The organism is Pseudomonas sp. KnCO4, assembly GCF_045344305.1.
GTDB lineage: Bacteria > Pseudomonadota > Gammaproteobacteria > Pseudomonadales > Pseudomonadaceae > Aquipseudomonas > Aquipseudomonas anuradhapurensis.
Window position 1 is genome coordinate 3471601 of sequence record NZ_CP174199.1, and the last position, 14406, is coordinate 3486006.

Consider the following 14406-nt stretch of genomic DNA (forward strand, 5'->3'; position numbering starts at 1 on the left):
CGCCACGGGTGCCAGCACCCGACCAAAGCATAGGGACGGAGAGAAGTATGATCAGTGCCGCTGTCGAGCCTCACGTAGACACCTTTACCTCGGACAATCGCGAATCGGTCACCCCGGATTTCGCCACGACAGGCAAGGCACCCGGCGCCCAGCGCCGCCAGCACAACCCCAACAAGCGCAAGATCCTGTTCGTCACCTCGGAGATCGCCGACCTGGTGAAGACCGGCGGCCTGGGCGACGTTTCTGCTGCCCTGCCGCGGGCCCTGGGGCATCTGCATGACGTACGGGTGCTGATCCCGGGCTACCCGCAAGTGGTGGAGAGCGACAACCCCATCCACATCGTCGGCGAACTGAGCGGCCATGCCGCCTTGCCGCCGTGCAAGATCGGCCGCATGGACCTGCCCGACGGGCTGGTCATCTATGTGCTGATCTGCCCCGAGTTGTACCAGCGCGCTGGCACCCCCTATGCTGCCGACAACGGCCGCGACTGGCCGGACAACCACATCCGCTTCGCCCGCCTGGGCCTGGCCGCCGCCGAGATCGCCGCGGGCGAAGGCATGATCCACTGGAAGCCCGAACTGGTGCACGCCCATGACTGGCCTGCCGGGCTGGCGCCTGCCTACATGCACTGGCGCGGCCTGAACACCCCAACCCTGTTCACCATCCACAACCTGGCCTACCAGGGCGTATACAGCCGCGGCTGCAGCCCGGAACTGGCGATCCCCGACCACGCCATGCAGCAGGAAGGCATGGAGTTCTACGGCAAGCTGTCGTTCCTCAAGGCCGGCCTGGCCTACTCCAGCCACATCACCACGGTCAGCGCCACCTACGCCCAGGAAATCACCACCCCGGAATTCGGCTGCGGCCTGGATGGCTTCCTCGCCAGCAAAGCCCAGCAAGGCCTGCTGGGTGGCATCCCCAACGGCATCGACGAAAGCTGGGACTCGGCCACCGACAAGCACCTGCAGCACAACTTCAGCATCAATGACTGGGAAGGCAAGGCGCGCAATACCCGCGAGGTACGCGAGCTGTTCCAGCTGCAGCCGTCCGAGGGGCCGCTGTTCGCCGTGGTGTCGCGCCTGGTCTACCAGAAAGGCCTGGACCTGACCCTGGGCGTGGCCGACTACATCGTCGAACAAGGTGGCCAGATCGCGATCATCGGCCGCGGCGAACCGGAAGAAGAACAGGCCATGCGCGAACTGGCGCTGCGCCACCCGGGGCGCATCGGCGTGCGCATCGGCTTCAACGAAACCGATGCGCGGCGCATGTTCGCCGGCAGCGACTTCCTGCTGATGCCGTCGCGCTACGAGCCCTGCGGCCTCAGCCAGATGTATGCGCAGCGCTTCGGCTCGCTGCCGGTGGCGCGCAACACCGGCGGGCTGGCCGACACCATCGAGAACGGGGTCACCGGCTTCCTGTTCGATGAATCGACCGTGGAAAGCTACCGCGAAGCGCTTGCCCGCGCCTTCTATGTGTACCAGAAGAAAGACCTGCTCAACGCCATGCGCTGCCTGTCGATGACCCAGCCGTTCAACTGGTGCCAGGCCGTGGAACCCTATGCCCGCCTGTATGAGGATCTGGTCCGCCAGGCCCACCTGGCCTACTACTGAGAGAGGGATCGAAGATGCACAGGCATGGCGCACACTTGCTGGACGCCACGTCGGCGCGCTTCGCCCTCTGGGCACCCGATGCGCGCAGCGTGAGCGTGGAACTCGAGCAGCAGCCGGCGATAGAGTTGTTGCCCGCTGAGGATGGCTGGTACAGCGGAGTCGCCCCGGCCCGGGCAGGCGACAACTATCACTACCGGATCGACGGGCAGCTGCAGGTGGCCGACCCTGCGTCGCGCTACCAGCCCGACGGTGTCCATGGCCCAAGCCAGCTGGTGGATATCGCCGCCTATCCATGGCAGCACCCTTGGCAAGGCCGGCCCTGGCACGAAGCCGTGATCCAGGAACTGCACGTGGGTGTGCTGGGTGGCTACCAAGGCGTGGCCAGCGTGCTGCCACGCCTGGCCGCCACCGGCATCACCGCCATCGAACTGATGCCGATAGGCCAGTTCCCCGGGGCACGCAACTGGGGCTATGACGGTGTGTTGCCTTTCGCCGCCCAGCATTCCTATGGCACCCCGCAGCAACTGTGCCAGCTGATCGACCAGGCACACGGCCATGGCCTGATGGTGATGCTCGACGTGGTGTACAACCACTTCGGCCCGGACGGCAATTACCTGCACCAGTACGCCAGCCCGTTCTTTCGCGAAGACCGCCAGACGCCCTGGGGCGCGGCCATCGACTTCCGGCGCCCGCAGGTGCGCGAATACTTCATCCAGAACGCCCTGATGTGGCTGTGCGAGTACCGCTTCGACGGCCTGCGCCTGGATGCGGTGCATGCCATCGACCAGCCGGATTTCCTCGTCGAGCTGGCGCAACGGGTGCGCGCCGCGGTCGAACCCGGCCGCCAGGTATGGCTGGTACTGGAAAACGAACACAACCAGGCCTTTCTGCTGGAACAAGGCTTCGACGCGCAGTGGAACGACGACGGCCACAACGCCCTGCACGTGCTGCTGACCGGCGAAACCGAAGGCTACTACGAAGACTACAAGCACCAGCCGATCGACAAGCTGGCCCGCTGCCTGGGCGAAGGTTTCGTGTTCCAGGGCGAAGCCAATCGCCACGGCCAGCCCAGGGGCGAGCCGAGTGGCCACCTCGCCCCCAGCGCTTTCGTGTTGTTCTTGCAGAACCACGACCAGATCGGCAACCGGGCTTTGGGCGAGCGCCTGAGCGTGCTGTGCCCGCCTGCGGCGTTGCGCGCGGCGACCGCCTTGCTGTTGCTGAGCCCGATGATCCCGCTGCTGTTCATGGGCGACGATGATGGCAGCCGCGCGCCCTTCCTGTTCTTCACCGATTTTCACGACGAACTGGCCGACGCCGTACGTGAAGGCCGGCGCGGCGAATTCGCCCATTTCCCGGCCTTTGCCGACCCCGAACAGCGCGCCCGCATTCCCGACCCGAACGCCTTGCAGACCTTTGAACGCTCACGGCCAGACAGGCACGACGTGCTCGCCGGCTGGCATGGGCTCTATCAGCAGTTGCTGACAATCCGCCGCCAGCAGTTGCTGCCACGCCTGCCCGGCACGCGTGCGCTGGGTGCCAAGGTGCTCGGTACCAAGGCGCTGAGCGCCAGCTGGCGCCTGGGTGATGGCAGCACCCTGCACATCGACCTGAACCTGGCAGACCAACCCCAGCCCGTGGCCCTGCCGCAGGCCGGGCTACGGTTGTTCGACAGCAGCGCCAACGCCCACTCGGACGCCACCCTTTCGCCCTACAGCTGCGTGGTCAGCCTGCTGCCGCCCAGCCCGGAGACGCCATGAGCGAACCTTTGCTACACCAGCTGGCACGCCAGGCCGGGCTGGCCCGCGACTGGGTCGACGCCAACAACCGCCCCCAGCAAGTCAGTGACGATGTATTGCGCCGGGTACTGGAAGCCCTTGGCCATGGCTGCGCAGACGATGCCCAGGTACGTGACAGCCTGGCCAGCCTCGCGCACAGCGATGATGCCGAGCATGTGCCACCCCTGCTCACCGCAGATGTCGGCCAGGCGCTGGCGCTCGACCGCTACTTCGCCGGCGGCAGCCCGGTGCACTGCAACCTGGAGGACGGGGCGCCGTTGCAATTGCAGCTGGATGCCCAGGGCCGGCTGCCTGGCCAGCTGCCACCGGGTTACCACCAACTACAGATCGAAGGCCATGCCTTCACCCTGGCCGTGGCACCGGCCGGTTGCGTGGCACTGCATGAGCGGGTCAGCCAAGCGCCTGCGCGCTGCTGGGGCATCTCGGTGCAGCTATATAGCCTGCGTCGCCCAGGCGATGGTGGCTATGGCGACTGCATGGCCCTTGAACAACTGGCCCGCAGCGCCGCCGAACGCGGCGCCGACGCCCTGGCTATCAGCCCGATCCACGCGCTTTCGGCATTCGACCAGCACCACTACAGCCCCTACTCCCCCTCCAGCCGGCTGCTGCTCAACAGCCTGTACGCCAGCCCGGCGGCCATCCTCGGCGAGCGCGCCGTGCGCCAGGCCGTGGAAGCATGCGGCCTGGAACAGGCGCTGGAAGCGCTGGAGCAGGAGCCGCTGGTGGACTGGCCGCGTGCAGCCGAAGCCCGTCGCCGGCTGTTGCAGGCGCTGTACCAGGACTTCAGCCAAGGCGACCACCCGCAGCGAAGCGACTTCGACAGTTTCCGCGAGGCCGCCGGCGAAGCGCTGGAACACCATTGCCGCTTCGAAGTGCTGCAGGCCGAGGCGGTCGACCAGGGCCTCGGCGCCGACTGGCGCAACTGGCCAGAGGCCTGGCGCGACCCCTACCACGCCGAAGTGCAGAGTTTTGCCGCCAGTTACCCGGCGCGCATCGAGTTCCATGCGTTCTGCCAGTGGCTGAGCGAACGCAGCCTGCAACGCGCCCAGGAAGCCGCGCGCGGCAATGGCATGGCGGTCGGCCTGATCGCCGACCTGGCGGTGGGTGCCGACGGCGCCGGCAGCCAGGCCTGGAGCCGCCAGGACGAGCTGCTGGCCAACCTCACCGTGGGAGCACCACCGGACATCCTCAACCGATCGGGCCAGGACTGGGGTATCTGCGGCTTCTCCCCGGAAGGCCTGAAACGCAACGGCTACCGCGCCTTCATCGAGATGCTGCGGGCCAACCTGGCGCATGCCGGCGGGCTGCGGATCGACCATGTGATGGGCCTGCGCCGGTTGTGGGTGATCCCGCGTGGGGCCAAGCCCAGCGAAGGGGCCTACCTCGAATACCCGCTGGACGACCTGCTGCGCCTGCTGGCGCTGGAGTCGATGCGCCACGGCGCGGTGATCCTTGGCGAAGACCTCGGCACCGTACCCGAAGGGCTACGCGAAGCCTTGGCCAGGCGCAACGTACTGGGCATGCGGGTGCTGCCGTTCGAGCAAGCCTCGCCCGGCAACTTCACGCCGATTCTGGACTGGCCGGACAACGCCCTGGCCACCACCGGCACCCACGACCTGGCGCCGCTGGCCGGCTGGCTGGAAAACCGCGATATCGACTGGAGCCACCGCCTGCAACTGATCGATGCCGCTACCGAACTGCATTGGCGCCATGACCGGCAGAAAGAACACGCTGGCCTGCGGCGCACACTGGAATCCAACTATGGCCTGCTTGAGGACAACGACGCCGTGATCGACGCCGCCATTCGCTATGTTGGCCACACCCGCGCCCCGCTGGTGCTGGTCCCCCTCGAAGACCTGCTGGGCTGCGACGAGCAACCCAACCTGCCCGGTACCACCGAAGGCCACCCCAACTGGCGCCGGCGCTTTGCCCGGCCAGTGCGTGAGCTGCTCGATGATGCCGATGCCGCCCGGCGTATCGAGCTGCTGGCCCAGGCCCGCGAGCAAGCCTGGGAGCGTGACCGATGAAAGCCCTGAGCGCGACCCTGCGCCTGCAGTTTCACAGTGACTTCACCCTCGACCACGCCGTGCCGCTGGTGCCGTACTTCGCCCAGCTGGGCATCAGCCACCTGTATGCCTCACCCATCCTCAAGGCCCGCGCCGGTTCGCGCCATGGCTACGACGTGGTCGACCCGACCCAGGTCAACCCGGAACTGGGCGGCGAAGCAGCCCTGGTGCGGCTGGTCGCAGCCCTGCGCCAGCACGGCATGGGGCTGATCCTCGACACGGTGTCCAACCACATGGCCGTCGGCGGTGCCGACAACCCGTGGTGGCAAAGCCTGCTGGCCTGGGGCCGGCGCAGCCCGTATGCGCAGTTCTTCGACATCCAGTGGCACTCCAGCGACCCGTTGCTGGCCGGGCAGTTGCTGCTGCCATTCCTTGGCAGCGACTACGGCGTGGCCTTGAAGCAGGGTGAAATTCCGCTGCAATTCGACGCGCAGCAAGGTGTGCTGCACATCGCCCATTACCAGCACCGGTTCCCGATCTGCCCGGCCGATTACGGCTGGATTCTGGCCTTGAGCCCGGAACCGGCGCTGAAGGCCCTGGCCGAACATTTCACCGCCCTCAACGCATCACCCGACCCGCTGGCCGACGCCCTGCCCTTGCATGCCGAGCTGGCCCGCCTGGTGGGCGAAGGCGCCGACCTGCAAGCGGCCCTGCTGGCCTTCGACAGCCGCAGCGAGGCTGGCTTGCGGCGCCTGCACCTGCTGCTGGAGCGCCAGACCTACCGCCTGGCCAGCTGGCGCACCGCTGCCGACGACATCAACTGGCGGCGCTTTTTCGACATCAACGAACTCGGCGGCCTGCGCGTCGAACGCGCAGTGGTGTTCGAGGCCACCCATGCCAAGCTCTTCGAGCTGATCGAGCGCGGCTTGGTGGATGGCCTGCGCATCGACCATATCGACGGCCTGGCCGACCCGCGTGGCTACTGCCGCAAATTGCGCCGGCGGGTCGCTGGCTTGCTGGCGCGACGCCCGCTGCACGCGGCGCTGGAGCATTTCCCGATCTACGTGGAAAAGATCCTCGGCGCCGACGAGCACCTGCACCGCGACTGGCTGACCGACGGCACCACCGGCTACGAGTTCATGAACCAGGTATCGCTGCTGCAGCATGACCCCGCTGGCGAGACCACGCTGACCGAGCTGTGGGCCAACGTGACCGAGCGCCCTGCCTTCAGCGAAGAAGTGCGCCAGGCGCGCCACCTGGTGCTCAATGCCAGCCTGGCCGGGGACTGCGAGTCGGTGGCCCAGGCGCTGTTGCAGGTGGCGCGCAACGACCTGATGACCCGCGACCTGACCTTGGGCGCGATCCGCCGTGCCTTGCAGGCGCTGGTGGCGCATTACCCGGTGTACCGCACCTACTTCAACGCCTGCGGCCGCCCGGCGCAAGACGAAGCGTTCTTCCAGCAGGCGCTGGCCAACGCCCGGCAAGACCTCAGCGAGGCCGACTGGCCGCTCCTGGAGCAACTCGAGCAGTGGCTGGGCGGGCAGGCCTGGCGCACGCTGCCAGCGGGCCATGCGCGCAAGCAACTACGCCACGCCTGCGTGCGCTTCCAGCAATTGACCGCCCCCAGCGCCGCCAAGGCCGTGGAAGACACGGCCTTCTACCGCAGCGCCCGGCTGCTGTCGCGCAACGACGTCGGTTTCGAGGCCGAGCGTTTCAGCGCCCCGCCCGAGCACTTCCACAACGAGGCGCAGCGGCGCCTGCGCGACTTCCCCGACAACTTGCTGGCCACCGCCACGCATGACCACAAACGCGGCGAAGACACCCGCGCGCGCCTGGCGGTGCTGAGCGAGCGCGGCCCGTGGCTGGCCAGCCGGGTGGAGCACTGGCGCGAGCTGGCCAGCCCGTTGCGCGTGCCGCTGGACGACGGCCCGGCGCCCAGCCCCGGCGACGAGCTGATGCTGTTGCAGACCTTGCTCGGCAGCTGGCCGCTGGAGCTCGACCCGCATGATGACCATGGCTTGCGCCAGTACGCCGAGCGCATTCGCCAATGGCAGCAGAAGGCCGTGCGTGAAGCCAAGCTGCGCAGCAGCTGGAGCGCACCGAACGAGGCTTATGAGGCTGCCTGCGCGGGTTATGTCGACGGCCTGCTGCTGGACAGCGAGAACCAGCAGTTGCGCAACTCGCTGGCCGAAGCCGCGCAGCTGCTGGCCTGCCCCGGCGCACTCAACGGCCTGGTGCAGGCCCTGCTGCGCATGACCACGCCCGGTGTGCCGGACCTGTACCAGGGCAACGAATACTGGGACTTCAGCCTGGTCGACCCGGACAACCGCCGGCCCGTGGATTACGCCGCCCGGCGCAACAGCCTGGACGACGCCACGCCGCTGGCCGAGTTGCTGGCGCACTGGCAGGACGGCCGTATCAAGCAGGCCTTGATTGCCCGCGTGCTCGACTGCCGCCAGGCCAACGCCGAGCTGTTCCGCCGTGGCGCCTACCTGCCGCTGACCGTGCAGGGCCGCCACGCCGACAAGGTACTGGCGTTCGCCCGCCTGGGCGAAGGCCAGCGCGCCGTCATCATCGCGCCACGCCTGGCCAGTAGCCTGCTGGGCGCAGCCCCCATACCCCTGATCCCGGCGCAGAACTGGGACGACACCCGGGTAACTTTGCCGTTTGCCTTGTCGCCTGCCAATTCGACTGGACTTTTTGGCGGTGCCGTTGTCAGCCCTGTTAGAGAGTTGATGTTGAGCGCCGTGCTGTCGGAGTTCCCAGTCAACCTGTTGATCGAACATGCCTAGCATTCAGGAGCGTCGTGATGAGTGTCGATGAAAAACGAGTACGCGAATTCGCCTACCAGATCTGGGAATCGGAGGGCAAACCGGAGGGCCAGGAAAGCCGCCATTGGGACATGGCACGCAAGCTTGCCGAAGCCGAGGCGTTGGCCCCCGAGGCCAAGCCCAAGGCCGCCGGCAAAGCCAAGGTAGCGGCCAAGCCGAAAGCAGCGGCAGCGCCCAAGGCGCCCGCCGAGCCCAAGGTAGCGGCGTTGCCGGGCGTCAAGCCGGCTGCAGCGAAGAAACCACGTGCGGTGAAGAAACCCACCGCCGGCTGAGCCGCTAGCGGCCCTTCGCGCCAAGCCCGCAGCCACAAGCCTGTGCTGGCTAGTGGCTGGGGAAACCCCTGTGGGAGCGGGCGTACCCGCGAAAGGCCGGCCCAGCCATCCATCGTTCCGTTTCCACCACCCGGCCATTCGAGGACCGTCATGAGCCCGCGCACGCCCAAGAAAACCCGCTCCGTTGCCCCCTCGCGCATCCGCGAAGGCCTGCCCTTCCCCCTCGGCGCCACCTGGGACGGGCTGGGCGTCAACTTCGCCCTGTTTTCGGCCAACGCCACCAAGGTCGAGCTGTGCCTGTTCGACCCGACCGGGGAAAAGGAAGTCGAACGCATCGAACTACCGGAATACACCGACGAGATCTATCACGGTTACCTGCCCGACGCGCACCCTGGCCTGATCTACGGCTATCGCGTGCATGGCCCGTACGAGCCGGAGAACGGCCATCGCTTCAACCCCAACAAGCTGCTGATCGACCCTTACGCCAAACAACTGGTCGGCGCGCTGAAATGGTCCGAAGCGCTGTTCGGCTATACCATCGGCCACCCCGACGGCGACCTGTCGTTCGATGAGCGCGACAGTGCGCCGTTCGTGCCCAAGTGCAAGGTCATCGACCCGGCGTTCACCTGGGGCCGCGATGAGCGCGTGCAGATCCCCTGGGAGCGCACCATCATCTACGAAGCCCACACCAAGGGCATCAGCATGCGCCACCCCGCCGTGCCGGAACACCTGCGCGGCACCTTCGGCGGCCTGGCCAACGACGAGCTGCTCGGGCACATCAAGGAGCTGGGGGTATCAAGCATCGAGCTGCTGCCGATCCATGCCTTCGTCAACGACCAGCACCTGCTGCAGAAAGGCCTGAACAACTACTGGGGCTACAATACCATCGCCTTCTTCGCCCCCCACCCGGCCTACCTGGCCAGTGGCAAGATCGCCGAGTTCAAGGAAATGGTCGCGCACCTGCACGACGCCGGGCTGGAGCTGATTCTCGACGTGGTCTACAACCACACCGCCGAGGGCAACGAGCTGGGGCCCACGCTGTCGATGCGCGGTATCGACAATGCCTCGTACTACCGGCTGATGCCTGACCAGAAGCGCTATTACATCAACGATTCCGGCACCGGCAACACGCTGGACCTCAGCCATCCGTGCGTGCTGCAACTGGTCACCGATTCACTGCGCTACTGGGCCGGCGAGATGCATGTCGACGGCTTCCGCTTCGACCTGGCGACCATCCTCGGCCGCTACCATGATGGCTACAGCGAGCGCCACAGCTTCCTCGTCGCCTGCCGCCAGGACCCGCTGCTGCGCCAGGTCAAGCTGATCGCCGAGCCCTGGGACTGCGGCCCGGGTGGCTACCAGGTGGGCAATTTCGCCCCGGGCTGGGCAGAGTGGAACGACCGCTTCCGCGACACCATGCGGGCGTTCTGGAAAGGTGACGAGGGCCAGCTGGCCGACTTCGCCGCGCGCATGACCGCCTCCGGCGACATGTTCAACAACCGCGGCCGACGGCCGTACGCGTCGGTCAACTTCATCACCGCCCACGACGGCTTCACCTTGCGCGACCTGGTGTCGTACAACGAGAAGCACAACGAGGACAACGACGAGAACAACCAGGACGGCACTGACAACAACCTGTCGTGGAACTGCGGTGTCGAGGGGCCTACCCAGGACCCGGCGATCAATGCCCTGCGCATGCGGCAGATGCGCAATTACTTCGCCACCTTGCTGTTCGCCCAGGGCACGCCGATGATCGTCGCCGGCGACGAGTTCAGCCGTACCCAGCACGGCAACAACAATGCCTACTGCCAGGACAGCGAAATCGGCTGGGTGAACTGGGAGCTGGACGAAGAAGGCCAGGAGTTGCTGAAGTTCGTCAAGCGCTTGACCCGGCTGCGCCTCAGTTACCCGGTACTGCGCCGTTCGCGCTTCCTGGTGGGTGACTACAATGAAGCCATCGGGGTCAAGGACGTGACCTGGCTGGCACCGGACGGCAGCGAGATGAGCGTGGAGCAGTGGGAAGACCCGCACGGGCGCTGCCTGGGCATGCTGATCGATGGCCGTGCCCAGGTCAGTGGCATTGCCCGGCCAGGCGCCGAAGCCACCATGCTGCTGATCGTCAACGCGCACCATGACATCGTGCCGTTCAAACTGCCGAGCGTGCCTGAAGGCGATTACTGGAGCTGCCTGGTCGATACCGACCGGCCGGAGCTGCGCAAGGGCCAGCACCTGCAGTTCGACAGCAGCTTCGAGGTCAAGGGGCGGTCGTTGTTGCTGATGGTACTGCAGCGCGACGAGGAATGAACCTGTACCACCGGCATGGGTCCTTTGTGTAGGAGCGGCCTGGTGTCGCGAAAAGGCCGCAGGGCAGCCCCGGCCCGGCTTGGCATGCGGCTGGAAACGGGGGCTGCCGGGCGGCCCTTTCGCGACGCAAGGCCGCCCCTACACTGAAGTGTGTAAACCGTTATCTGAGGAGCCACCGTGAACCCCGAAGCCGGCGGTAAAGGTTTCGCCAGCGTCAACCAGGCCCCGGCCGTGAAGCGCCTGCGGGTACTGACGGTGAATACCCACAAGGGCTTCACCGCCTTCAACCGGCGCTTCATCCTGCCGGAGCTGCGCGAGGCGGTGCGCAGCACCCAGGCCGATATCGTGTTCCTCCAGGAAGTGCTCGGCAGCCACGATCGCCACGCGGCACGCTACCCCGGCTGGCCACAGACGTCGCAGTACGAGTTCCTTGCCGACAGCATGTGGAGCGACTTTGCCTACGGCCGCAACGCGGTCTACCCCGACGGCCACCATGGCAATGCGCTGCTCTCCAAATACCCGATCATCGAACACCGCAACCTCGACGTATCGATCACCGGCCCCGAACGCCGTGGCCTGCTGCACTGCATTCTCGACGTCCCCGGGCAGCACAACGTGCATGCCATCTGCGTGCACCTGTCGTTGCTGGAAAACCATCGCCAGAAACAACTGCAACTGCTGCGCAGGCTGCTCGAGTCGTTACCCGGCGACGCCCCGGTGATCATCGCCGGTGACTTCAACGACTGGAAATCCCACGGCAACCGTACCCTGGGCCTGGAGCGCGACCTGCACGAAGCCTTCGAGCGCCATCACGGCCACCTCGCCCGCACCTACCCTGCCCGCTTGCCACTGCTGCGCCTGGACCGGATCTACCTGCGCAATGCGCAAAGCCATGGCCCGCGTATTCTGGGGCACAAACCTTGGTCACACCTGTCCGACCACTTGCCGTTGAGCGTGGAAGTCCGACTTTGATTGCGCGTACGCTCAGTCATCGTCAACACCGATTCGCACGGTGGTTTTGACCATCTGATGGTCCGACAGCCGCTGGCGGAACGCCTGAGGTGTCATGCCAGCGACCCAGCTGTCAGGTGTGACTATTTCGAAGGGGAGCCCACCTGCATCGGGCACCACGCAGGTCTGTGCGGTTTCCGGCTGGCCGCGCATGACAAATATCCGGTCGAAGGGGGCGTCGAGGTAAGCGGGATCGGTCGTCAGCCAGGTGTTGAGATCGGCACTGTTGCAATCCCGCATGCCGTAGTCACGTAATAACTGTGCCCCCGGTTCGGTAGTGCTGAGCATGTTGGTGTCACCCAACAGTATCAGGTCATCATCAGCATGCTCAGCGCGTACGTCGTCGAGGCCTTTGAGTATCAGGTGCAGCTCGAGGACGCGCTGGGCTTCGCTGTTTTTCCCGGTGTTGGCTTTCAAGTGCAGTGGCACCAACAGGAAGTCGCTCTTGCCGGCTCCTGCCGACAGCTTCACGGCATAAGGCGTGCGGTTGAGCGGGACTGCCCTTGACCGTTCGCCCAGCAGTTCGACACGTCGTTGCTCGTCCATGCCGGCAACGCTCCATGGCCCACCGCTGAGCTGTACGCGCTGCTTGTTCCAGGCCAACCCCGTCCACTGATCCTTGGGCGAGGATGCCTTGGGATGCTTCTCGAAGAGCTTGTATTCCCAGCTCGCCCCGCGGCTGTTCAGCAATGCAAAGGCTTCGTCCAGCTGGCGATTGACGGGTGCGCCGTCTTCGCTTCGGGTAATCGAGATCTCTGACAAGGCAAGCACATCAACCTTGGCATGCGCAATATAGGCGGCAATGTCGTCTGGCGCCTGCGCAGGCCGAGCGGCTGGTTTCACGTTTCCCAGCCACTCGATATTCCATGCTCCGATGGCGAGCTCATCCTGTTGTTGGGCAAGCGAGGTGCTGTGATACGCAACCAGGCTGAACACCGAAGCGGCCAAAAAAGCGTTGTATTTCATGACATTCACCTTTAGCAAACCGGAGGCTGACCGTGATTCGGTCGGTCTCGGATATTCGGCGAGTGCCTGTCGGACCAGCAGCAGGAAAGGGGTCCTTGTCGGGAAGGCAGGCTACCGCCCGACGGCTTTCCACTGATTAGTCATAGAGCGCTTCCAGGTAATAGCCAACAGGGCTATATGAATTAATAAACCTTTAAAAACAATTAGTAAGGATCACCAACAAAACACGAACAAACAATTAACACTTTCTTGACGCAAACGGCGAACTCTCCTTAGCTGAACCTGACCAGTAGTCCTCATTTCGCGCCTGCCCCGTGGTGCGCGCCTTCGTGCGCGTCCGCAAAAGCTGGCGTGCTGGTTTGGGTCGCCCACTGTTTTTGCGGTACAGCTCGTGACCTCAGGCCAGGTCCCAGGCTGTACCCACAAACCAAGGAGATCCGCGCCATGAAAAGCACCTCGAACCCCTCGCGTTTCGACAGCATTTTCTATGCGGTTTCCACGTCGCTGCTTCTGGCAACCCCGGTGGAAACGATCGCGTACGAACTGCAGGATGACCCCACTGCGCCCGGCTTCCTGCAGCAACTCGCGCCGCCGCAGCCATCGCTCGACCCGGTCAGCGCCAGCGGCTTGAGCATCGGTACCGTGAATGCGTTTTCACAAGCCATGAGCGCGCGCCACGGGCAACCCGCACCGGATCTGGACGCCAGCCAGTGGGCGCAGTTCTTCCCCAGCCCCGCGCGCAGCGGCGCGCAGCCACCGGACCCGCTGGAGGCGCCCAGCCAGCAGCTGACCATCGGCCCGGACCTGTTCGTGCGTGAAACGGCAGCCGGCAACGTCCACCGTGCGGGCATCTTCGTCGGCCAGAACAGCCTGCAGACCCACTTCAACGGCATGCGCCGGCGGCTGGGCGACAACCAACGCAACGCGGTAAACCTGAGCGGCGAGAGCCTGGGCGTTTACTGGAGCATGACCCATGAACAGGGCTGGCACCTGGATGCCGTGGCCATGGGCTCGCGCATAGACATCAACGGCCGCGGCGAGAATGGCCAGCGCCTGGACGACAGCGGCCACGCCATGACCCTCTCGCTGGAGGGCGGCATCCCCATCGGCCTGGGTGGGGGCTGGGTGATCGAGCCGCAGGCGCAGTTGATCAACCAGCAGTTCTTCCCCGGCAACCAGGCCCAGGAAGAGACCTTGCAGGCCTTCGACAGCCAGCCGAGCTGGAGTGGCCGGGTCGGTGCCCGCTTGTCCGGGCGCTACGATGTGCGCGGCATGCCGATCGAGCCCTACGTGCGTACCAACGTGTGGTATGACTTCAGCAATGCCGATGAGCTGAAGCTGGACCAGGTCGACAAGATCTCCAGTTCGCGCTACTCCACCACGGTGGAACTGGGCCTGGGGCTAGTGGCGCGGGTGACGCCGGCGGTGGCGTTGTTTGTCAGTGCCGACTACAGCAGTGACGTGGATGACAATGACCTGAACGGATTGATTGGCAGCCTTGGGGTGCGGATGCGGTGGTAGGCAGGTTCGGCCCTTTCGCGGGCACGCCCGCTCCCACAGGGATAGCACCCGGGCCAGAGGCTGGCGCCGTACCTGTGGGAGCGGGCATG

9 protein-coding genes are annotated in these 14406 nt (G+C 65.7%); 8 read left to right on the plus strand and 1 reads right to left on the minus strand.

Features of this window, described 5'->3' with window-relative positions:
- Positions 1-47: 47 nt before the first annotated feature.
- The 7 genes from glgA to ACJA3S_RS16425 all read left to right on the plus strand — a co-directional run bounded on the left by glgA (position 48) and on the right by ACJA3S_RS16425 (position 11791).
- Complete coding sequence (gene glgA / locus ACJA3S_RS16395; protein ID WP_170030629.1) at positions 48-1610, plus strand: glycogen synthase GlgA; 1563 nt, start codon at positions 48-50, stop codon at positions 1608-1610.
- 14 nt (positions 1611-1624) lie between these two features.
- Positions 1625-3367, plus strand: coding sequence for a malto-oligosyltrehalose trehalohydrolase (gene treZ / locus ACJA3S_RS16400; protein WP_406819287.1), 1743 nt, complete (start codon positions 1625-1627; stop codon positions 3365-3367).
- Positions 3364-5433, plus strand: coding sequence for a 4-alpha-glucanotransferase (gene malQ / locus ACJA3S_RS16405; RefSeq protein ID WP_406819288.1), 2070 nt, complete (start codon positions 3364-3366; stop codon positions 5431-5433). Before treZ ends, malQ begins: the two co-directional genes overlap by 4 nt.
- Positions 5430-8204, plus strand: coding sequence for a malto-oligosyltrehalose synthase (locus tag ACJA3S_RS16410; RefSeq protein ID WP_406819289.1), 2775 nt, complete (start codon positions 5430-5432; stop codon positions 8202-8204). The genes malQ and ACJA3S_RS16410 overlap by 4 nt, the downstream gene beginning before the upstream one ends.
- A gap of 14 nt (positions 8205-8218) precedes the next feature.
- Positions 8219-8515: a DUF2934 domain-containing protein gene (locus ACJA3S_RS16415; RefSeq protein ID WP_170030637.1), complete on the plus strand. Its 297-nt coding sequence runs from the start codon at positions 8219-8221 to the stop codon at positions 8513-8515.
- Positions 8516-8665: 150 nt separating this feature from the next.
- The gene (gene glgX / locus ACJA3S_RS16420) at positions 8666-10819 is read left to right on the plus strand and encodes a glycogen debranching protein GlgX (RefSeq protein WP_406819290.1); all 2154 of its coding nucleotides are present in this window, start codon (positions 8666-8668) and stop codon (positions 10817-10819) included.
- A 177-nt stretch (positions 10820-10996) separates the two neighbouring features.
- Entirely contained in the window at positions 10997-11791 is a 795-nt protein-coding gene (locus tag ACJA3S_RS16425) for an endonuclease/exonuclease/phosphatase family protein (protein WP_406819291.1), read from the plus strand.
- 12 nt (positions 11792-11803) lie between these two features.
- Here the strand turns inward: ACJA3S_RS16425 and ACJA3S_RS16430 are convergent, their stop codons facing one another.
- The gene (locus ACJA3S_RS16430; protein ID WP_406819292.1) at positions 11804-12796 is read right to left on the minus strand and encodes an endonuclease/exonuclease/phosphatase family protein; all 993 of its coding nucleotides are present in this window, start codon (positions 12794-12796) and stop codon (positions 11804-11806) included.
- 444 nt (positions 12797-13240) lie between these two features.
- Here ACJA3S_RS16430 and ACJA3S_RS16435 point away from each other — a divergent pair, with 444 nt between their 5' ends.
- Positions 13241-14317: an autotransporter domain-containing protein gene (locus ACJA3S_RS16435; RefSeq protein WP_406819293.1), complete on the plus strand. Its 1077-nt coding sequence runs from the start codon at positions 13241-13243 to the stop codon at positions 14315-14317.
- The last annotated feature ends 89 nt before the right edge of the window (positions 14318-14406 follow it).